This is a genomic window from Paenibacillus ilasis (assembly GCF_043195395.1).
Taxonomy (GTDB): domain Bacteria; phylum Bacillota; class Bacilli; order Paenibacillales; family Paenibacillaceae; genus Paenibacillus_AQ; species Paenibacillus_AQ lautus.
This window is the reverse complement of the sequence record NZ_JBHDJG010000001.1, coordinates 1,399,907-1,420,963: the sequence shown is the minus strand read 5'-3', so window position 1 is coordinate 1,420,963 and position 21,057 is coordinate 1,399,907. Positions and strand designations below refer to the sequence as shown.

Here is a 21,057-nt window from a genome sequence, read left to right as displayed (position 1 = left end):
TCACCCTCCTTATTCTTCCGTAAGGTGACGAACGGCCTTGGCCAGTTCTTCGGGTTCTTTCGTTGAAACCAGCTTAGGAGGATTTAGCGGTACAAAGTCTCCATTCTCTTTGCTGCTGGATTCGGAATGGATTAAATCCATCAATTCCCGATCCTCATCAGGCGTGGATAAATCAAGAACAGTTCCTCGGTTTTGCTCCCGCTGCGTGTCGGCGTCCCCTTGAACAGCGGCTCGCGGACCCGTAATGGCAGCAAACATCCAATTCAACAGGAACGCCAGGAGAAACCAAATCGCACATGCAATGAGAGCCCGATACATGCTAGTCATCCACAGATTGTTACGTATGGAGAAAATAAATGTGAACACAAACCCGGCAATTCCAGTCATCAGATAAAAACGGAGTTTTCCCATTAGCTACAATTCCTTTATGCCCTTTTGTACGCTTCGTATTGTAAACTTACCCGTTGTACAGTCCAACTCAACGGTTCTTCCATAATTTCCTCCGGTATCCTCGGCAATTAGCGCAATCCCCATCTGCTCGAGCCCAGCCTTGCAAGACTCCACATTACGAGGTCCAATGCGCATGGTGTCACCGGATCCGGCAAAAGCAAACATTTGAGCTCCCCCTGCCATTTTGGCTACCATACGTGCCGGAGAAGCACCCAAATTCCTCATCTTGTTCAACAGGATCGGAAGAGCCGTATCGGCGTATTTTGCCAGATTCAGCTGCCCTTCTCTGGCGATCGCCGAAGATGGAAGCATCACATGCGCCATTCCACCAATCTTCGTCACCGGATCATACAACGTCAGTCCGACGCACGAGCCGAGTCCCGTTGTTCGCAAAATACCGTTTGGACCTGCGACGTTCAGATCCGCCATGGCTACTTTCACTATGCTTTGTTCTTCAATCATGCTCTAAAGGCACTCCTAAAGCTTCGAAAATTTGAGCAAATGATTGTGGATCAGGTATCAGGAAGAACTGGCCTTCCACCTCGTTCTGCCCTTCTAGGAACGTCGTGTTGATTAAGAGGGCATCGTCTCCCATTTCTCCGAACTGCAGAAGCCCATAACTTAAGATGGCGCCAGCCATATCCATTGCGAGAGCCGGCACCGTAGGTGTCATGGACAGATTGGTCAAATCCGCGAGCGACGATAAGTACGAGCCTGACAATATGTTTCCGATCTCGCATAATGCGGACTGCTCCATCTCGGAGAATTGCTCCTCATCCGAAACTTCAAATCCCGCCAGATTCTGCAGCAAATTCTTCCCGGCTTCCGGACTCATAATAAAGAAGAGATTGCCCGGCGCACTGCCTTCGACCCTTAAAAATACGGCAAGAACGAGTTGTTCGCTCCCCCCTACACTTTCAGCAATCTGTTCAAACGGCAGGAGTTGAACTTTTGGAACAGCCATATCAATAGGTTTGTTAAGCAAGCGGGAGAGGGCGGTTGCCGCATTGCCCGCTCCGATGTTTCCTACTTCCTTCAAAACATCCATTTTGATTTCCTTGCCATGCTTAAACAGCTCCACTGTCTACTCCTCAAGGCCTTCCAGCTGAATAATCTCACTCTTGTTCAGCACTTCGGACAGATTCAGCATAACGAGAAGGCGCTCCTCTCCTACCTTCGCGACACCGCGAAGATATTTCGCTTTAATTCCGCCGACCACCTCAGGTGGAGAGTCAATGCTGTCCGTATTCAGATCGATTACATCACTGGCGGAATCCACGATAAAGCCTACCTGCATGTCATTGACCGCTACGATGATAACCCGCGTTTGATCGGTTGCTTCAACCTCGTCCAATCCAAAACGGCCGCGCAAATTAATAACGGGGATGACAACGCCTCGAAGATTAATAACCCCTTTTACGAAAGCATAGGTCTTGGGAACACGCGTAATGGGCATCATTCGCTCAATGGTCTGAACCTTGTCTACCTCGATGCCGTATTCTTCCTCGCCAAGTTTAAAGACTATAACCTTGATTTCTTCTCCCATGATAAGTCCTCCTTCAAAATGTGTGGCCTGCCGTGCGTAATAGCAACCCTTTATTTGATAAATGCATTTGCGTCAATGATAAGAGCGACTTGTCCATCTCCTAGGATGGTTGCTCCGGATACCCCCTGGATAGCAGGCAGATATTTACCCAGATTTTTAATGACGATTTCACTCTGTCCGATAAAATCATCGATGGTGAGTGCCGCCAAACGATCCCCCTTGCGGATTACAACGATCTCTGTTTCGTCTTCCAGCTCTTCGTCAAAATCCGGAACTTCAAACAGACGGCTGAGCGAGATGACCGGAATCAGCGATTCCCGGAACTGGATCATGCGGCTGCCGTGAACATGTTTGATTTGTCCACGCTTGATGATGCCCGTTTCAACAATGGAGGAAAGCGGAATTGCATATTTTTCGGATCCCATCCGAATCAGCATAGCTGCAATGATAGACAGCGTTAATGGAAGCTGAACCGAAAAGTTCGTGCCTTTTCCCGGTGTCGAGTAGATGGTGACGTTACCGCCCAGAGCAACGATTTTGGATTTAACAACGTCAAGCCCAACGCCTCGGCCTGATACATCCGAGATTTTCTCTGCGGTGCTGAATCCCGGTGCAAATAGCAGTTGATTGACCTCGTCATCGGTCATGGTCGCTGCTTCAGCCTCCGTAACAACGCCCTTTGCCAATGCGTTCTTCAGGATTTTGTCACGGTAGATACCGCGTCCATCATCCTCGATCTCAATGAAAACATTGTTGCCGCTATGGAACGCACGCAGGTGCACGGTACCGGTCTCCGGTTTACCGGCAGCGATACGGTCGGCTACAGGTTCGACGCCATGGTCTGCCGAGTTCCGCAGCAAGTGGACCAGCGGATCACCGATCTCATCAATAACCGTACGATCCAGCTCCGTTTCAGCCCCGGTAATAATCAAATCAATCTTCTTGTCCAATGTTTTGGCAAGGTCCCGTACCATCCTAGGAAAACGATTAAACACCGTATCTACAGGGACCATGCGCAGCTTCAGGACGATATTCTGCAAATCGCTGCTCACGCGGCTCATATGCTCAACGGTGTCCGTCAGTTCCTGATTCTTGGACTCACTGGCCAATTGTTCTAGCCGTACCCGGTCAATCAGCAGTTCACTGAACAGATTCATTAATACATCCAGCCGCTCAATATCAACCCGTATCGTTCTCGAAGGATTACCTCCCCCTGCATTTCGGGCAGGTGCCTTGGACTCTTTGGCAGGTGCAGAAGTACTCTTGGCTTCCGGTGAAGCCGTTGCCGCTGGAGCTGCCTCTGAAACTTGCGGTTTAACAGCTTCTGCTGTAGCCGCGCTCTCCTGAACCATTTGCTGCAATGATTCATGATCGAGCGCCACAACCGTAGTAGTCTCGATCTCCGAAACGCCAAGAATCTGGCTTTCAATGTCTTGCGTTTCTCTTTGTGTTATGTAATACAACGAAAATACGCGATCGAATTCACCTTGTTCAATCTCTTGAACGTCCGGATACGTCTTGACAATTTCTCCGGATCTTTCCAGCGTTTCGAATACCATGTAGGCACGAACCGCCTTGAGTTGGCAATCCTCTCGCAATGTCACTTGTATATATAGAACCTTATGTCCTTCCGAAATCGATTGATCAAGCACGGAGAATTGAAACTCATCCAATTCAATTCCCTGGACGGCCACAACGGAGTTATCCCCTTCGGCAGCACCACCGCCAGTCGAAGCTCCTTCTCCACGTACAATCGACTGCAAGGAAGCCACGATAGAGGAAACATCCGCTTTCCCGTCCCCGCCTTCGGTAATATCCTGCACCATCGATTCAAGAGCGTCCAAGCTTTTGAAGAGCGTGTCAAAGATAAAATCCTGCATCTTTAGCTTTTCGTTCCGGACAAGATCCAGCACGTTTTCCATCTGGTGGGTAAGCGAAGCCAGATCTTCGTATCCCATCGTTGCTGCCATACCCTTGAGCGTATGAGCCGATCGGAAAATAATCTGTACGATCCCGATATCGTCCGGGTTGCTTTCTAATTGAAGCATGTTTTCATTTAATGATTGCAGATGATCATTTGACTCATCAATAAACATTGTCAAATATTGATTCATGTCCATTGAGAGACACCTCCTCTTCAAGTTCACTTTCCGTTATTTACAGCTTGAACCATTCTAGGTGCAATATCATGAAGTGGCAGAACGTGGCTTACGCATCCGAGCTCAACAGCTGATCTCGGCATCCCGTATACGACGCAGGTTTGCTCGCTCTCCGCATAGGTCGATGTCACCCCTGTATCGTAAAGCTTCTTCATCATTCTCGCTCCATCGCTTCCCATGCCGGTCATCAGTACCGCATGACGCTTGATCATGGTCAACGGCAGCAGGGATTCGAACAGCACATCTACAGATGGACGGTGACCGTTGCGGGTCTCATCCTCACTTATCCTAATTTGGTAAGTGCCGCTGTCCGAGCGGTAAACCCTCATATGGCTGCCTCCCGGGGCAATGTAGGCTTTGCCTGGTTCCAATACCATCCCTTGTTCTGCTTCCATGACCTCCAGCTGGCTGAATGAATTCAGGCGCTGTGCAAGCGATTTGGTAAAACTCGGCGGCATATGTTGAACGATGACAATCGGGGCACAGAAGTCACCGGGAATGGGCTCGAGAAAAGCCTTCAATGCTCTTGGCCCGCCGGTCGAACAGCCCACCGCAACCAAATCCGTCAAATCCGTTGACTGCGGTATCTTTGCTTCATGGCGCTGACGACTCTCGTTCTCTGGAAGCACGACTGGAGCTAAGTCCGTAACCGGCTTACGATCTGCACGTTTTCTCTTTGATCCAGAGGGCTCTGCTCCTTCCGTAGCAGTAGACACCTTCTTCTCAACAGTCCGTGATGACGGCTTACGAGGTGAATCCTTTAGTTTGCTCCGTTGGTCAGTCTCGCTGACCGTCGTTTTAGTCTCATTCACCTGCGGTTTCTTGTTCAGCGTTTTGTCAGAAGGCTTTGGCGAAAGAGGAACCGTTATGTCCGCGCTCCGTCGTCTCTGCTCTTCTTCTTCCCACAATGCCCTCCGCTGTTTAGCCTGCATCGCCGCATTCAGTTGCTTCATTAGTTCTGAACGCACCTGCTCAATATCAAGCGCATTAGAAATGGAAGGCTTTCGTATAAAATCAAATGCTCCTGCCTCAAGGGCAAGAATGGTCTCTTTCATGCCTTGCTCATTAATGCCAGACAACATAATGACCGGACGGGGGCCCGAATCCATAATTAATTTCAGAGCATCCAGGCCGTTCATTTCCGGCATTTCTACATCCAGTGTAATGACGTCCGGATTCAATTCCTTTACTTTCCGAACGGCATCAAGCCCGTTATCAGCTGTTCCGACAACCTGAAAAGAGGGGTCGCGCTCGATGAAATCGGAAAAGATTTTCCTCATGAATGCGGAATCGTCAACGACAAGCACACGAAAAGGCTTCATAGATGTCCACCTCAGTTTTCCATTAATCCAAGCAAAGAATCATTTCGTACGTTTGAGCCACCGATGCATAAATCCTTTGATTCCCTTCGGAGCTTCCGGCTCTGTGGCAGCAGGAACGGTCATGTAGCGGAGCGCGATCCGTCTGATATCACTAGAAGCGTTACATCGCGGATAAGCCGCTGTGAACGGGACCTGCCGCTTAACCGCCTGGACAACATGCGTATCATCGGCAATCGAACCGAGCAGCTTGATGTCGATATCCAGAAAACGCTGGGCCGTCAAAATGATTTTGTTAGCAGCTTCCCGAGCCTCCTGTTCATCACCCGCACGATTGACAATCAGGCTGAACGGAACCTGGCATTCCGTGCCGTGCACCACCTTGATTAAGGCATAGGCATCCGTAATGGATGTCGGTTCCGGCGTCGTGACGACAAGGCATTGATCAGCGGACGTAATGAATTTCATATTTTCCTTGGATAAGCCGGCTCCTGTATCAAAGATGATATAGTCCATCTCGGAAGCAATACGCTCAATCTGGGATATAAAATAATCCATCTCGTCTTCCGATAGGGACATCATGTCCGCCAAACCGGAACCTCCAGCAATGTAGGGAAGCCTGTCCGGCCCGTACTGAATCACTTCTTCAATGCTCTTCTCCCGGCGAATGAGATGATATAGGCTGTACCGGGAGCTTACACCCATAAGAACGTCAATGTTTGCCATCCCGATGTCGGCATCAAACACCAATACCTTTTTGCCCATCGACTGCAAAGTCAGTGCAAAATTCAGTGTGAAATTGGATTTGCCAACCCCGCCTTTTCCGCTGCTGACCGTTATAATCTTGGCAGTTCTTGGAGATGTTGCCATACCGCTGTTCCCTGACTGCTGGGAAGAAACCAGCTGGCGAAGCGAATGAGCTTGATCCGTCATGTACGAATCTCTCCCAGCAGCAGATGGCATAACCGCTCACTGTCGGCCATCAACAGATCATCCGGCACATTTTGACCATTGGTCATATAGGACAAGCGAAGGTTATGGGCATCAATCAGATTAAACAAGGAGCCGTAGCTTCCGGTTTCATCCATCTTCGTGAAAATGACCTTATCGAGTTCGTATTTGCTGAAATGATCCGCGATTTCGATCATATCGCTGCTCTTGGAAGTCAGGCTGAGCACCAGATAGGTTTCGCTTTGATCGGAATGGGAGAACAAACTTTGAAGCTCGGAAACGAGCAGCTCATTCCGGTAGTTCCGACCCGCTGTATCCATTAACACCAAATCACAATCCTGCAGCTTCTGAAGGGCCCGCTGCATATCACCAGGCGATTGCACAACTTCCATCGGCACATTGAGAATGGATGCGTAGGTACGCAGCTGTTCAACGGCAGATATCCGATACGTATCGGAGGTGATCAGACCTACCTTGCGTTGGTTACGGAACAGCTGCTCTGCAGCGATCTTCGCGATCGTGGTTGTCTTGCCGACCCCTGTCGGTCCGGCGATATACACAATCCGCGTCTCGGGCTGAACTCCGCCGCCGATACGACCCTCAAGGAACGCCTCGGCTTGCTTGTAAATCACGTTCTGGAGCTCGGCCTCGCTCATCTGCATATGATTAGCTTTCCAGGCTTCCTCCGCGGCTGTGAGCCACTCTTCCGTCAGCTTGGCTGAAAGATCCTGCTTGAGCAGCTGATCCCGAATGCTTTGCAGCGGCTCGGGAAGATGCTGCGCTTCAAGATTTTGCCTGGATAATCGCGCAATCCATTCCTTCATTTCCTTAAGCTCTTCAAGGACTCTTTGTTCGGATTCGCTAATCCCCAGACGGGAACTTAAAGGCTCCTCCTGTCTCCCACGGGATGACTTAACAGATTCAACAGACACTGCTGTTTCCGTTTGATCGCTTCGCATCGCTGCTTTTGCAGCTGCAGCAGGCTGTTGCGCGTGGTCCAATTCGTCCTTTTGCCTGTCAACCGTCTCCTCGGAAGCTGCAACCTGGCTGAGAATCTCTGCAAAACGACTATAGTCGTCCTCATGCTGTACGCCGGAAGCTGTATCCGTGTTATTCACAGAACTCGTGGAAGTCTGTGAACCTGGCTTCGAAATTTCTGCTGTTCGTTGATATGCCTTGGGTACGGCACCAGAAGGTACAGAAGGCGTAACTTTGGACTTTATCGGAGCAGAACCTTTGGATTTCTCCGCTTGTTCTACTGCCGCGATCACCTCGATCTTCTTACGGGTAAACATCCCTAGGAATCCGCCTACCTTGGTTTCCTTTGTACTCAGTATGACGGCATCCGCACCCAAATCGGTACGAATGTGCTGCATCGCCTCAGGCATCGTGTCGACGATATACCTCTTCACTCTCATAAGTTCACCACTCCGACACTTTGAATTTCGACGTTCGGCTCAAGCTCACTATAGGACAACACCGGAATATCCTGCATGCTTCGTTCAATGACCTGCCTTAAATACATTCTTATGGCCGGTGAGGTAAGCAGAACAGGCTGCTGTCCCATCTGAATGATCCGGTTAACCTGTTCACTGAGCTTCTGAAACACACTCTGTGTCGATGCCGGGTCCATGGCAAGATAGCTTCCTTGGTCGCTCTGCTGGACGCTTTCGGCGATCTTCTTCTCCAGCTGTGGTCCAACCGTGATGACCCGCATGGCCTCTCCCTCTTGAGCATATTGCTGGGTAATCTGGCGCGAGAGGGCTTGTCTTACATATTCGGTAAGGACATCGGGATCTTTCGAGTAATGTCCATAGTCCGCAAGCGTCTCAAGAATCGTGACCATGTCCCGGATCGAGATTTTTTCGCGGAGAAGCTTAGCCAATACCTTCTGCACTTCTCCAATGGTCAGCACGGAAGGAATGAGCTCATCCACAAGGACCGGATAGCTTTCTCTAATGTTGTCAACCAATGCCTTGGTCTCCTGGCGTCCAATCAGCTCATGGGCATGTCTCTTAATTAACTCGGTCAAATGGGTAGCCACAACGGACGGTGGATCGACAACGGTATAGCCCGCAAGATCCGCTCGCTCTTTCATGGCTTCATCTATCCAAAGAGCAGGTAGCCCAAAAGCCGGTTCGGTCGTTTCGATCCCCGTTACGGAATCATCCTCGTACCCAGGGCTCATGGCAAGATAGTGATTTAATAATAATTCACCGCCGCCGACAGCATTCCCTTTTATTTTTATGACATATTCGTTCGGTTTTAGTTGAATATTGTCGCGAATCCGGATAACCGGTACGACGAGTCCCAGCTCAAGTGCGCATTGTCTCCGAATCATAATGATCCGGTCCAATAAGTCTCCACCCTGCTGCGCATCTGCGAGCGGAATCAACCCATACCCGAATTCGAATTCGATCGGGTCAACCTGCAGCAGGTTGATCACGCTTTCCGGACTTCGAACCTCTTCGATTTGCTGTTCCTCCTCCAGTTGCTCCACCTCGACCTGCTTGCGGTCCAGATTGTTCTGCATCCTCCTCGCCGCAATAAATAAAACGAGTGCAATCGGTGCGGTCGTAATCAGATGAATGGGTGTGAAAATCCCTAGCAACAGAACGGTACCTGAAACAATGTACAATAGATGAGGGTATGAGAAGAGCTGCCCTGTCAGATCCTCCGCCAGGTTCCCTTCCGAAGAAGCTCTTGTAACAATCAGCCCCGCTGCAGTGGAAATTAGAAGCGCCGGAATCTGACTGACCAATCCGTCCCCGATTGTCAGGATGGAATATGTGCTCATCGCGTCTCCAAATGACATTCCATGAATCGAGATCCCGATGATAAATCCGCCGATCAGGTTGATCAGCATGATGACAATCGTGGCGATGGCATCACCCTTAACGAATTTACTTGCACCATCCATAGCCCCGTAAAAGTCGGCTTCCCGCTCGATTTTTCTTCTGCGCTCCCTGGCTTGCTGCTCATTGATCAAACCTGCGTTCAGATCCGCATCGATACTCATCTGTTTACCAGGCATCGCATCGAGCGTAAATCTTGCCGCAACCTCGGCAACCCGCTCCGAGCCTTTGGTAATGACGATGAACTGTACGACAACGAGGATCAAAAAGACGATGAATCCAACCGCAATTTCGCCATTCGCTATCCATTTACCGAACGTGGCTACAACCTCACCCGCATTAGCTTCCGACAGGATCAGCTTCGTTGTCGAAATGTTAAGCGCTACACGAAACAGTGTCGTGATGAGCAGTAAGGAAGGGAAGATGGAGAAGTCCAAGGCTTCCTTCGTATTCATGGCCACCAGCAAAATAATAAGCGCCAGCGAGATATTGATAATCAGGAGTACATCGAGCAGCCATACCGGGATCGGAAGAATCATCATGAGTACGATGCCAATGACACCCGCAAGGACAGATAGATCTTTTATTTTCACTGCACTGACGCCTCCCGTCCCTAATTATTTCACTTTACCTTTTAGTTTATATACATAGGCCAGCACTTCCGCTACGGCCTGGAACAGGTCTCCCGGAATCGAATCCCCGATTTCCGACCGTTGGTACAAAGCGCGTGCCAGCGGCTTGTTTTCCATCGTTATAATTCCGTGTTCCTTCGCTATTTCTTTAATCCGCAAGGCCATGAAGTCCTGGCCCTTCGCAATGATCTGCGGTGCTTCCATCATGGACCCGTCATATTTGATCGCCACTGCAAAGTGGGTCGGGTTCGTGATGATAACGTCGGCATTCGGGACTTCCTGCATCATCCGCTGAAGTGCCATCCGACGCTGGCGTTCCCTGATCTTTCCTTTGATCAGCGGATCGCCCTCCATCTTCTTGTACTCGTCTTTGATGTCCTGTTTGGACATTCGAATGTTTTTTTCGTAATCATATTTCTGATACATGTAATCCAAAACGGCTAGAATGATCAGCCCGATGGCAATCTTGAAACCCAGTGACATGGTGATATCGGCCACAAAATGAAAAATGGTATCGGGCCCCATCGTCGACAAGGACGACAATCCTTCCCTGGCAGCCCATAAGGTGGTGTACACGAGGTAACCGATGATGGTCAGTTTAATGACCGATTTCAAAAATTCGACCAAGGAGCGCATCGAAAATATGTTTTTGAACCCTTTGATAGGATCGATTTTACTGAATTTCATTTTCAAAGTTTCGCCCGTCAGCATAAACCCGACCTGCAAATAATTAGCGACCAGCGCTATAACGAAAATCGAAATGAACAAAGGCGCCAGCAGAAGCAGGATTTGAACACCATACTCCCCGAATAACTGCATCACATTGTCTTTCGTTACGTCCATGGAGAGCCGGTTAATATAAACGTCGGTAAACAGTCGAACGGTACGGTCTCTCATATAACCGCCGAAAATCAACAAACAAAAGAATGCGGCCAGCAAAACCGATGCACCCGATACCTCCATACTTTTGGCAACTTGGCCTTTCTTACGTGTATCCTGGCGTTTCTTCGGCGTGGCTTTCTCCGTCTTTTCGCCAGCGAACAGCTGTAAGTCGACCGGATACCGGTATGACATCCGCTTCACCTCCATCCTCCTTAAGTCGGCCCGTCGCCAATAACGCCGAGCAGCTGCCGGAGCGCTTCAAACATTTTGGCAAACAGATGATCAAATAGTGACACCAGCATCGGCATGAGCAGCATCAGCAGTACGAGTCCAACGATGATTTTGAGGATAATCCCGATCACAAACACATTGAACTGCGGTGCCGTCCTTGCCAGAAAGCCAAGCCCGACATCCGTCAGGAACAAGGCTGCTACCAGCGGGGCCGCCATTTGAAGTGCCAGTACAAATGAGTGCGAGAATGTCCGGACGAGGAAATCCGTCACATTGCCGTTATGGATCTTCCCAAACACATCTCCCGTTATCGGGATCCAGTCATAGCTGTACATAATCGCATCGAACAGATAATGGTGACCATTCATGCTCAGGAATACCAGTAGAGCGAGATAATACTTGAAGTTGCCGATTAATGGGGAGGAAGCCCCTGTAAAAGGATCGATAACATTTGCCATGCTGAACCCGATCTGAATGTCAATTAACGCTCCTGCCGTTTGGACGACGGCCATAATAAGATAAGCAGTGAAACCAAGCAGCAGCCCCACCAATACTTCCTGGACAATTAATATGACGTAAGACAGATCTTGCGGAACCGTTTCTCCGAGCCCGAACGAAAAATATACGATCAGGGCGATGATGGCCGAAAGGCCAATTTTGTAAGAAGGAGGTATACCGCGTGAAGTAAACACTGGCGATATTACAAAAAAAGCTGTTATTCGACAAAAAATAAGCATGAAAACAGGTAAACTTTGCTGCAACCATTCCATGGACACTCAGCCTATCCGATATATTTGTAGAGATTGTCCAAAATACCGTGGGTAAAATCCACTAACGTCGTTAATATCCAAGGACCAAACAGCAATAATGCTATAAGAACGATAATGATTTTTGGTACGAAAGCCAGTGTCTGTTCCTGGATTTGTGTTGTCGCTTGAAAAATACTGATGATAAGTCCGACAACCAGTGCGAGAACCAGCATCGGTGCGCTCACCTGGAGCACAATATAAACCGCTTGTCCTGCCAGACCGATAATAAATTCAGCGCTCACGGCGAGTCCCCCTGTATTCGAATTACTTGCCGCTTATTGCTACGTGTTAAAGCTCATCAGCATGGATTTCACGACCAGATACCAGCCGTCTACCAAAACGAAGAGCAAAATCTTGAATGGCAGCGAGATCATGACCGGCGGCAGCATCATCATACCCATGGCCATCAGCACGCTGGCGACCACGATATCGATGACCAGAAACGGAATGAATATCATAAAGCCCATTTGGAAGCCCGTCTTCAGCTCACTAATGGCAAATGCCGGTACCAAAACCGTTAATGGAATATCCTCGTAAGATTCGGGCTTCTCTGCGCCTGTGTAATTCATGAACAACAATAGATCCTTTTCCCGCGTGTGCGCGAACATGAACTTCTTCATTGGATCTTGAGCCTTATCCAGCGCTTCCGCTTGGGTAATCTCACCTTTAAGATAGGGCTGCAGCGCTACATCATTTATCGACGACAACGTTGGAGCCATTACGAATAAGGTAAGGAACAGAGCCAGGCCGATCAACACTTGGTTTGGCGGTGTTTGCTGTGTGCCGAGCGAAGTACGGACAAATCCAAGCACGATAACAATCCTTGTAAAACTCGTCATCAGCACTAGGATCGCCGGTGCAATGCTAAGAATGGTGATCAGGAGTATCAAGGACAAGGAGCTTGTCCCCGGTGTGTCTCCCTCATTGCCGATTTGAATATCGATGTTTGGAATCGGATCCGCAAATGCCGTATGGGAAAACAGAAATCCAAACAATATGAAAATCGCGATAGCGTACGAGATCTTTTTATTCATGAATCTTTATGATCCTCCCGCAGCAATTCTTCGACCTTTTCTTTCCGGTTCGGTACGCTGCGCAGCTTGGATTCGAACACTTCATGGAAAGAAGATGTATCGTCCAATTCCATTTCTTCCGGTGGTTTACCTTTACGGAGTTTTGCCGCCAGTTTCGTTACAAAAGGCGGCAGTGCCCCATTATGTATTCCAGAATCCTGTTCAAATGCAGCTTGGATAAGCGCAACTTCAGCCGGATCAGAAATTTTGTCCACCAACCGGACGTCTTCGCCAACTCCGATCACATAGATACTGCCCCCAATTTCGACGAGCTGAAGGGATTTGTTAGGGCCCATCCCAACCGCACCCAAAGTACGAATGGAGCGGCCCTGCATCCAGCTCTGATTCTTTCTGCTGAGAAAGCGAATCAGGAACACGATCAACGCAACGATGATGGCAAGTACGATAAAGACATAAAACAACTGTAAATAATACCCGGTAGTACTACTTGAGCCTAATCCATCAGAAGCTGCCATCATCATAAGAAGAATCCTTATACGCCAAGCGTCTTATTGATGGCTTCAATGACTCTGTCCGATTGGAACGGTTTAACGATAAAGTCCTTGGCTCCAGCCTGGATCGCATCAATCACCATCGCTTGCTGGCCCATGGCAGAGCACATAATCACTTTTGCGTTTGCATCGACTTTTTTAATCTCTTTCAGCGCAGCGATACCATCCATTTCCGGCATCGTAATATCCATCGTAATCAGATCTGGACGAAGTTCTTTAAATTTCTCGATTGCTTGCGCACCGTCCTGTGCCTCTCCCACAACCTCGAATCCGTTCTTGACCAATATGTCACGGATCATCATTCTCATAAATGCAGCATCGTCCACAATCAGAATTCGGTTAGCCATTGATAAAAATCCTCCCTAAAATGTTTGTGCTATTGTAATTTTTGAATCCGGTCCCATTGGCTTACGATATCCGTCACGCGTACACCAAAGTTCTCATCGATGACAACGACCTCGCCTTTGGCGATCAGTTTATGGTTGACAAGGATGTCTACAGGCTCGCCGGCCAGCTTGTCCAGCTCGATGATCGAACCTTGCGACATTTCCAGGATATCCTTAATTTGCTTTTGAGTCCTCCCTAATTCTACGGTGACTTTAAGGGGAATGTCCATCAGTAAGTTCAGATTGTTTTCATCCACCTGGGTGTAAGGCGCCGATTGCAGATTCGCGAACTGTACGGGCTGTACATTCACATTACGATTCGGCATGCCGCCATACTGTTGCGGCTGCGCTTGGTAAGGCATCTGCGGCTGTCCATATGGCATGGATTGCGGGATCGGTCCTCCCTGTCCTTGCACTGGCTGGTTGTAGCCTTGTCCGTAGTCGTATCCTTGGCCCATATCATTGCTATTAACAGGGTTAGCCGGTGCTTGAGCCGGTTCCTGGGTATTAACAGGTGCTTCCACTGCCGGGGCGGCTTCCTGCTTCGCGGGCTGCGGCTCTTCCGTTCCGTTGATCAGCATGTGAACCATATCCTTGGAAAAATGAACGGGAAGCAGCTGCATAATGGTTGAATCAATAAGGTCACCGATAATTAACCGGAATGAAATCTTAATCAGTGTTTCATCCTGCGGAAGGTTGTTGACCCCTTCACCATTCGCCATGTTCAGAATGTCAATGCCTGGCGGCGAGATATTGACAAATCGGTTAAAAATCGTCGACATGCTCGTTGCCGAAGAACCCATCATCTGGTTCATCGCTTCCTGAACGGCACTGATATGAATCTCGTTTAGTTCCTCTTCCACGGGGTTGCCTTCCCCGCCTAACATCAGATCGGCAATGACCTGAGCATCACGTGTTTTAATAACTAGAGAGTTGATTCCTTCAAATCCATCCACATAAGTAACATGTACCGCTACATGCGGCTTCGGAAATTCTTCCTCAAACTCGCTTCGCTTAATGATCGACACTTTCGGTGTCGTGATATCCACTTTTTTGCCCAGCAAGGTAGACAGAGCGGTTGCAGCACTGCCAAAGGTAATGTTACCAATCTCTCCAAGCGCATCCTGCTCTAGAGGTGTTAATACATCATCGACAGTCGCCGCCGAAGGAATTGATGCTGGTGATGCCATTTCCGACTGTTTTAACAAAGCGTCGATTTCTTCCTGGGATAAATAGTCTTTACTCGTCAAATTCTTCAGCTCCTTCGATGACAATTTCATCGATTTGTACAGCAACCCGGTCTTTTATCGTTCCGGGACTGCCAATAAACTTTAATCTGTCCCCAACCTTAATGGAGAGTCCATCATGCATCGGCTTGTTTAATGAGATGACGTCACCGACACTCAGTCCTAAAAATTCGGACACGGTAAGCTGGGAAACGCCAAGCTCGGCAACAATCGGAAGTTTGGCTTTACTTACACGCTGCTTAAGAGCATCTACTTCCTCTGGAACACTCGCTTTTTTCTCCGAGATAAACCATTGATGCGCGGATAGCTTGGACATGATCGGTTCCAGCACCACATGCGGGATACACAGATTAATCATCCCCGTGGTATCGCCGATTTTGGTGCTAAGGGAAATTAGCGCAATGGTTTCGTTTGGAGAAACGATCTGCATAAATTGCGGATTCGTCTCCAATGCTTCAAGGCGCGGCGATATGTCGAGCACCGTTTTCCATGCTTCCTGCAGACTATCGAATGCCCGGCTGAAAATGCGTTCCATGATGATCGTCTCGATTTCGGTCATCGAGCTGATTGAAGAAGGAGCAATGCCCGTTCCTCCCAGCAAACGGTCCAGCATCGCGTAAGCAATGTTCGGATGGACCTCGAGCACCATGCGTCCGACAAGCGGTTCCGCCTCGAATATATTAAGAACTGTCATTTTGGGTATGGAGCGAATAAATTCATCATATGGAAGCTGTTCAACCTGCACCACGTTGATTTGCACAAAAGTACGTAATTGTGCTGAGAAATAAGTGGTCAAATATCGTGCAAAGTTCTCGTGAATGCGGGTCAAGCTCCGAATATGATCCTTGGAAAACCGGAGTGCCCTCTTAAAATCATAAGAACGAATTTTCTTTTGCGTTTCCTCTTTTTTCAGTTCTTCAGCATCCATTTCCCCTGAAGAGAGAGCGGCCAATAAGGCATCGATCTCATTCTGCGATAAAACATCAACCATCTACTCACCCCCTTACAGGTCGTCCGACGAACAGTCTAGATTTCAGTGACGATAACATCTGTCATTTCAATTTGAATTAAACGTCCAGACGTTAACGACTTATTAACCAGATTCACCAGTTTAGCGTTAAATTGTTCGCGCCCCTTCGAATCATTCAGTAATTCGGGCTTCGTATCGGCTAACGTCTTGATAATAATCGGTTTAATCTTGATATTCTTGATTTTTTCGAATTCTTCCTTAGCTTTTTTATCACTAAGCTGAAAAGCAAAGGACATCTGGGCGATATAGTTTGGATCGGCTAAATTCGTCTTAATCCCGGCGATTTCCGATGTCATCGCCACGATCTCATCGGCAGACAACTTAGGTAAGGCCGCCGCATTGGCTGAAGCCTGACTTTTACCGTTATCGCCAAGCAGCTTGTCCGACAATAGGAATATAGCCAGAACAATCAACGTAATGGATAACAGGATCGTAATTAACCAGGGGAGCATCTTTTTCATGAAGGTTCCTCCAATTGCTGCACTTTAATGGTAGCTTGATGAATGCCTACCTCGTGATGATACGCCTTAACGGAAGCGATGATTTCATTTGCACTTTCAAGCACAATCATGCGTTTTCCATTAATCAATGTAATGTAGGTGTCAGGAGTCTCCTCAACCATTTCTATCAACAGCGCGTTAAGCCACAACTGCGAACCATTTAACCTCGTTACCGATATCATGGACAGCCTCCTTGTTTTAATCAGGGAGGGGATTGCCCCTCCCTATCCATCCTTATCGTTTCAGATTGACAACTTCTTGAAGCACTTCGTCCGAAGTCGTGATGATCCGGGAGTTGGCTTGGAAGCCCCGCTGAGCGACAATCATTTCCGAAAATTCACCGGTCAGGTCAACGTTGGACATTTCGAGCTGACCTGAAATGATAGCACCGGTTCCTTCTTCGGCATTGTTCGCTTCAAACATAACGGCATCCAGGTCGCCATCAGGGACTGCATTAAGGGTCACGCGATACATATTGCCGCCGATTTTCTCCAGGCCTTCCGGATTCGGAATTTTCGCAACGCCGATGATGGCTCCCTCTTCCGTCGTTCCGTCACTCATCTTCTGAATGATGGCGCCATTCTGCGCAATCGTAAAGGCCGTTACATCATCGTCCAACTGGATTGGTTCACCCGCCGAATCAAGAACGAGCATACCATCCGAAGTGACCAGGTTTCGCGCTACGTCTACATGAAAGTCACCTGCGCGGGTCAAGAAAGCCATCTCTTGATCCTCGCTAAGCTTCACCATGAAAAATCCGTCTCCGTCAATTCTCAGATCCGTCGGATTGTTAGTTATCATCGCGCTGCCTGGCGTATGCAAAGTATCGACCGATCCGATCGATACACCAAGACCGATCTGCTTCGCGTTTACACCACCGGATGGATCGTCGGTTCCCGGCGTAACACCGGACATCGTTTGACTTAGTACGTCTTTAAACATCACTCTTCCCGCTTTAAACCCAACCGTGTTTACGTTGGCAATGTTATTACCAATGACATCAAGCTTGGTTTGGAAACCTCTCATTCCGGAAATACCGGAATACATGGATCTTAACATCGATTTTCCTCCTTTTGTTATGGACCGCTTCTGTCGATCAGCGGCCGCCTGGCTTCCTCACGGGCCAGCCAGATTCATGAAATAATTACTGCACTATCAATTTGCGTAAAAACGTTATCCTTCATCGCGTTGCCATCCATTGCAGTGACCACGGTCCGATTCGGAATATTCACAATGAGAGCCATATCCCTCATCAGAATGAGTGATTCCTTGCTTCCCTTCGCTGCAGCTTTGTCCACAGCGCTCTGAATCTGCGCAAGCTGATCACTCTTTAATTCAATGCCGCGCTGCTGAAGTCTCTTCGCCGCATGATTGCTGATTTTTAGAAGATTCTCATTTAAAAGTTCCTGGAACGTCCCGGCGGGTGGATTCGTCTGAGCTTGTGCTGTTTTTCGTTCATTATGAAGTGCTGCGGGATGTATTTTCCCAGGGTATAAATGCCCTATCATCATACGGTCATTCATGACGCTGTTCCCCCAGGCTCTTCTCCCCCTTGTCCGGAATCTCCGGCTTCAGGTTCTGACGGATCGGGATTGCCTGTTTCAGGTACGGAAGGATCCGGATGGTTTGTTGCAGGATCTGTCGGACCTGGATTCGATGCTTCTGGATCATTCTCGGTTACGGCGTTCTCGATTTTCACGATCTGGTCAAGCGATACTTCACTGTCACCGACTTTCGCATAATGGACGCCTTCACGAACCATGATGGAATCTACGATACCGCTCTTCATCACCGACTCCGAACCATCCTCCGGCTTGAACATCCAGCTGATCTGTTTACCGATCAAACTTGAAGCTGCACCCAGAGACTGACTCATCGCTGTTAATTGAGTGTTGATATTCATCAACTGCTCCAGGGAAGTAAACTGGGCCATTTGGGCAATAAACTCCCGGTCCTGCATCGGCTGAAGCGGATCCTGATGCCTTAATTGCGTAATCAGGATGCTCAAGAACTGGTCTTTTCCAAGCTCCTGGCCGTTTCCGCTTTTACTGCTGACATTCCCTTTAGCATAATTGGGCCACATATTATTTGTAGATACCGGATTTGTTGCCATCCAAGCTCACCTCCTCACTGTTAGGCTTTTGCGGTAAATGTTCCTGCTTGCATCCGTTCATCGTCGGCTTGATGCTCAGCAATCCAATCGTTTAATTCTTCTGTCAAATTTGCTGCCAGCACGGCATCATCGGATGGTCTATCCTTCTCCTTTGATCGATGCTGTGACTGCTGCTGGCCTGATCCAGGCTGACGGCCGTCTTGATAAAGATTCGCATTGGAAGGCTGGCTGCTCTGTGTAACTTCAATTTTCTCGACCTGCAGTCCCTGTGCAATCAATGCGCTTCGAAGCTGTGCCATTTGCTGGTCAATCAGCTCTTTAGCATCCGTCGACCTTGTCATGAACTGGGCGATTAATTGGCCATTCTGCATCGTAAGTTTGATATCTACTTGACCTAGATGTTCCGGATTCAAGGAGATTCTCGCTTCCGTAAAACCGGTTTGTTTCACGATTTCGAGCTTATTAATAATGAAGGAAGTCATTTCGCTTGCGAAATTCTCAACAGGCACCGGTGGAGCTGCAGGTTTTACTGCAACTTGCGTTCCCGAACGCAGGGCAAGCTGACCGGCAGTGACCGTTCCTTGCTCCAACAGCGAATCTCCTTCGTTAATCACGAACTCGGATGCTGTACCCTCAACGTGGGTACTTGTCGTCAGTGATGACCACTTGGCATTTGCTTGACCCGTTGATTGAGATGAAGCCGACTGTCCCGAGGTATTCGTGGATACGTTAGGCTGAACGGCATCCGGCTGCTTTTGGGTTAGGATGTTATCAAAACTGCCGCTTGTTTTACTCTCCCCGGTCCCTGTTCCTTGACCAAGCAGACTATGGAAAGATTGGACAAGCTGTTTGACTGCAGCTTCGGTATTCAGATCCACCTGACTCGATTTGGATAGCATCGACGCCAGCTGGCTGATCGTATCCTGTACCGCAAATCGAATGGTCTCAGGTCTGGAAGCCAATGGAGACATCGCATTCCCATCCGTGTTTTCTTGTGCTTGGGGAGCAGCTCCGCTCAACATAAGATTCGCTTGCGACAGCCAGTTCTGCAGCTCTTGCAATAGGGATGGATCCTCCATTAATGCCTGGTCCATGGTGTCCAGTTCCTGCAGCAAACCATGAAGCAATTCCATCAAGCCTTCAAGCGATCCATCGGTTTCCGAAGAATACTGCGTTAGCAAGGATTCCAGCTTGGCAGCGACTTCCGTCGAAGTTGTTGAAGCGCTGTTCCCGCTGCTGCTCATCTGGTATGCCAGTGTCGCATCAAAGGAAACACCTGCTGTCGTTTGACCCGCTGCGCTTGTCTTTCCGCTCCCCGAGGGAGTGCTTACGGATGAAAACATGTTTTGTACCGTTATTGTCATCGTCTTATTTCACCTCCTTTCCTGAGGATGGAGATTCATTTCAGAGCTTATTTAGAGCCCATCAGGCGATTCAATATCTTTGCTGCCAGCTCCGCATCTTTTGAAGACATCGCATTTAAAATACGTGAACGAGTAGCATCATCCACGGTATTCAGAATGGTCATGGTCTTAGCGGGGCTGATCTTATATGTCTGCATCAGCAGCTCGGCAGCGTTGGCAGGTGTCATTCCGGCAAAGGTCTGATTCAACTGGTTTTTATCCAGATTGTCGGATGTCTTCTTCTGCGCCGCTTCCGTTTCGTTCTTCTTGAGCCTGGATTGCAAAGCCGCAATGGCCATATCTTCAGAAGTCTCAGCATCCTTAAGCATCATGGTTGCGTCCGCGGCCGTTTTCGGATCCATTTTCTGCAAAATGGCAACCCGGTTGCTGCTCTTCATCTGGCTAAGCATAAGCACCATTTCTTCCAGCGTAAGGTTTTGCATAATCGGTGCGGCTTTGCTTGGACTCATGTCGGCGTAGAGCTTAGACAGTTCACGAATCTGCTTGGTATACGCGTCCTCCTCTTCTGCCTCACCGCTTGTCGATGTGCTTTGCATCGAATCAATTTGGGTTTCCAGCTCTTTCACCTTGTTTTCCTGCGCCGCTTTTTGCTCCGTTACTTCATTTAATGTTTCTTCGCGTTCAGCAAGCTGCTTCTTGAGTTCAACAATCGTTGCTTCCGCGCTTTCTTCCTGCTGCTTCGCTTCTTTGAGTTTCTGCTCTTCCGGGGTCAGCACCGGATCCGGGACCCAGTTCTTGACGACCGGAATTTTATTGGCTACATCGATTAGTCCATCCCGCACATCGGCTCTAAAAAATACGGCGAGCGCCCCGAGCAGAACGATCGTAAATATAGCAGGTACCAAAATCAACAGTATCCGTTCAAATCCTCCGCCTGATTCTTCCTTATCAAGCGGCATGTCTTTTCGTGCCACTCTCATTCCTCCTTCGCGGTCATA

The 21,057-nt window shown here is 48.7% G+C and carries 24 protein-coding genes; all 24 read right to left on the bottom strand.

Going from position 1 to position 21,057, the window contains the following annotated elements; translation table 11 throughout:
* Positions 1-9: 9 nt before the first annotated feature.
* The 24 genes from ACETK5_RS06880 to ACETK5_RS06765 all read right to left on the bottom strand — a co-directional run bounded on the left by ACETK5_RS06880 (position 10) and on the right by ACETK5_RS06765 (position 21,039).
* Positions 10-411, bottom strand: coding sequence for a hypothetical protein (locus ACETK5_RS06880; RefSeq protein WP_100538054.1), 402 nt, complete (start codon positions 409-411; stop codon positions 10-12).
* Between the two features lie 3 nt (positions 412-414).
* Entirely contained in the window at positions 415-912 is a 498-nt protein-coding gene (locus ACETK5_RS06875; RefSeq protein WP_100538055.1) for a chemotaxis protein CheD, read from the bottom strand.
* The gene (locus ACETK5_RS06870) at positions 905-1,498 is read right to left on the bottom strand and encodes a chemotaxis protein CheC (RefSeq protein ID WP_251035541.1); all 594 of its coding nucleotides are present in this window, start codon (positions 1,496-1,498) and stop codon (positions 905-907) included. Before ACETK5_RS06870 ends, ACETK5_RS06875 begins: the two co-directional genes overlap by 8 nt.
* Positions 1,499-1,534: 36 nt before the next feature.
* On the bottom strand, positions 1,535-1,996 hold the full coding sequence (locus tag ACETK5_RS06865) for a chemotaxis protein CheW (RefSeq protein ID WP_071220099.1): 462 nt from the start codon (positions 1,994-1,996) through the stop codon (positions 1,535-1,537).
* Positions 1,997-2,046: 50 nt separating this feature from the next.
* Complete coding sequence (locus tag ACETK5_RS06860; RefSeq protein WP_326112962.1) at positions 2,047-4,116, bottom strand: chemotaxis protein CheA; 2,070 nt, start codon at positions 4,114-4,116, stop codon at positions 2,047-2,049.
* A 23-nt stretch (positions 4,117-4,139) separates the two neighbouring features.
* Complete coding sequence (locus ACETK5_RS06855) at positions 4,140-5,477, bottom strand: protein-glutamate methylesterase/protein-glutamine glutaminase (RefSeq protein WP_394054770.1); 1,338 nt, start codon at positions 5,475-5,477, stop codon at positions 4,140-4,142.
* 39 nt (positions 5,478-5,516) lie between these two features.
* Complete coding sequence (locus ACETK5_RS06850) at positions 5,517-6,407, bottom strand: MinD/ParA family protein (RefSeq protein WP_326112960.1); 891 nt, start codon at positions 6,405-6,407, stop codon at positions 5,517-5,519.
* Positions 6,404-7,843 carry a flagellar biosynthesis protein FlhF gene (gene flhF / locus ACETK5_RS06845; RefSeq protein ID WP_326112958.1) on the bottom strand — a complete coding sequence of 480 codons (1,440 nt, stop codon included), beginning with the start codon at positions 7,841-7,843 and terminating at the stop codon, positions 6,404-6,406. The genes ACETK5_RS06850 and flhF overlap by 4 nt, the downstream gene beginning before the upstream one ends.
* Positions 7,840-9,873, bottom strand: coding sequence for a flagellar biosynthesis protein FlhA (gene flhA, locus ACETK5_RS06840; RefSeq protein WP_100538061.1), 2,034 nt, complete (start codon positions 9,871-9,873; stop codon positions 7,840-7,842). The genes flhF and flhA overlap by 4 nt, the downstream gene beginning before the upstream one ends.
* A gap of 24 nt (positions 9,874-9,897) precedes the next feature.
* The gene (gene flhB / locus ACETK5_RS06835; protein WP_394057348.1) at positions 9,898-10,986 is read right to left on the bottom strand and encodes a flagellar biosynthesis protein FlhB; all 1,089 of its coding nucleotides are present in this window, start codon (positions 10,984-10,986) and stop codon (positions 9,898-9,900) included.
* Between the two features lie 20 nt (positions 10,987-11,006).
* Positions 11,007-11,795, bottom strand: a complete 789-nt coding sequence (fliR, locus tag ACETK5_RS06830) for a flagellar biosynthetic protein FliR (protein WP_100538063.1) — start codon at positions 11,793-11,795, stop codon at positions 11,007-11,009.
* Positions 11,796-11,806: 11 nt separating this feature from the next.
* Positions 11,807-12,076 carry a flagellar biosynthesis protein FliQ gene (gene fliQ, locus ACETK5_RS06825; RefSeq protein ID WP_100538064.1) on the bottom strand — a complete coding sequence of 90 codons (270 nt, stop codon included), beginning with the start codon at positions 12,074-12,076 and terminating at the stop codon, positions 11,807-11,809.
* A 39-nt stretch (positions 12,077-12,115) separates the two neighbouring features.
* Positions 12,116-12,868: a flagellar type III secretion system pore protein FliP gene (gene fliP / locus ACETK5_RS06820; RefSeq protein WP_100538065.1), complete on the bottom strand. Its 753-nt coding sequence runs from the start codon at positions 12,866-12,868 to the stop codon at positions 12,116-12,118.
* Complete coding sequence (locus ACETK5_RS06815; RefSeq protein ID WP_100538066.1) at positions 12,865-13,389, bottom strand: FliO/MopB family protein; 525 nt, start codon at positions 13,387-13,389, stop codon at positions 12,865-12,867. Before ACETK5_RS06815 ends, fliP begins: the two co-directional genes overlap by 4 nt.
* A gap of 11 nt (positions 13,390-13,400) precedes the next feature.
* A complete protein-coding gene (locus ACETK5_RS06810) occupies positions 13,401-13,766 on the bottom strand; it encodes a response regulator (protein ID WP_006211317.1) in 366 nt (121 codons plus the stop codon).
* A 29-nt stretch (positions 13,767-13,795) separates the two neighbouring features.
* The gene (gene fliY, locus ACETK5_RS06805) at positions 13,796-15,055 is read right to left on the bottom strand and encodes a flagellar motor switch phosphatase FliY (protein WP_100538067.1); all 1,260 of its coding nucleotides are present in this window, start codon (positions 15,053-15,055) and stop codon (positions 13,796-13,798) included.
* A complete protein-coding gene (fliM, locus tag ACETK5_RS06800) occupies positions 15,045-16,043 on the bottom strand; it encodes a flagellar motor switch protein FliM (protein WP_100538068.1) in 999 nt (332 codons plus the stop codon). The genes fliY and fliM overlap by 11 nt, the downstream gene beginning before the upstream one ends.
* A 35-nt stretch (positions 16,044-16,078) precedes the next feature.
* Positions 16,079-16,543 carry a flagellar basal body-associated FliL family protein gene (locus tag ACETK5_RS06795; protein ID WP_100538069.1) on the bottom strand — a complete coding sequence of 155 codons (465 nt, stop codon included), beginning with the start codon at positions 16,541-16,543 and terminating at the stop codon, positions 16,079-16,081.
* Positions 16,540-16,764 (bottom strand): flagellar FlbD family protein, encoded by a 225-nt coding sequence (locus ACETK5_RS06790; protein ID WP_009594749.1) that lies wholly within the window; start codon positions 16,762-16,764, stop codon positions 16,540-16,542. Before ACETK5_RS06790 ends, ACETK5_RS06795 begins: the two co-directional genes overlap by 4 nt.
* 52 nt (positions 16,765-16,816) lie before the next feature.
* A complete protein-coding gene (locus ACETK5_RS06785; protein WP_100538070.1) occupies positions 16,817-17,641 on the bottom strand; it encodes a flagellar hook-basal body complex protein in 825 nt (274 codons plus the stop codon).
* Between the two features lie 74 nt (positions 17,642-17,715).
* Positions 17,716-18,105, bottom strand: a complete 390-nt coding sequence (locus ACETK5_RS06780) for a TIGR02530 family flagellar biosynthesis protein (RefSeq protein WP_394054764.1) — start codon at positions 18,103-18,105, stop codon at positions 17,716-17,718.
* On the bottom strand, positions 18,102-18,695 hold the full coding sequence (locus ACETK5_RS06775; protein WP_394054762.1) for a flagellar hook capping FlgD N-terminal domain-containing protein: 594 nt from the start codon (positions 18,693-18,695) through the stop codon (positions 18,102-18,104). The genes ACETK5_RS06780 and ACETK5_RS06775 overlap by 4 nt, the downstream gene beginning before the upstream one ends.
* A gap of 20 nt (positions 18,696-18,715) precedes the next feature.
* Positions 18,716-20,059, bottom strand: a complete 1,344-nt coding sequence (locus ACETK5_RS06770) for a flagellar hook-length control protein FliK (protein ID WP_394054761.1) — start codon at positions 20,057-20,059, stop codon at positions 18,716-18,718.
* Between the two features lie 47 nt (positions 20,060-20,106).
* Positions 20,107-21,039, bottom strand: a complete 933-nt coding sequence (locus tag ACETK5_RS06765; RefSeq protein ID WP_394057347.1) for a MotE family protein — start codon at positions 21,037-21,039, stop codon at positions 20,107-20,109.
* Positions 21,040-21,057 lie beyond the last annotated feature (18 nt).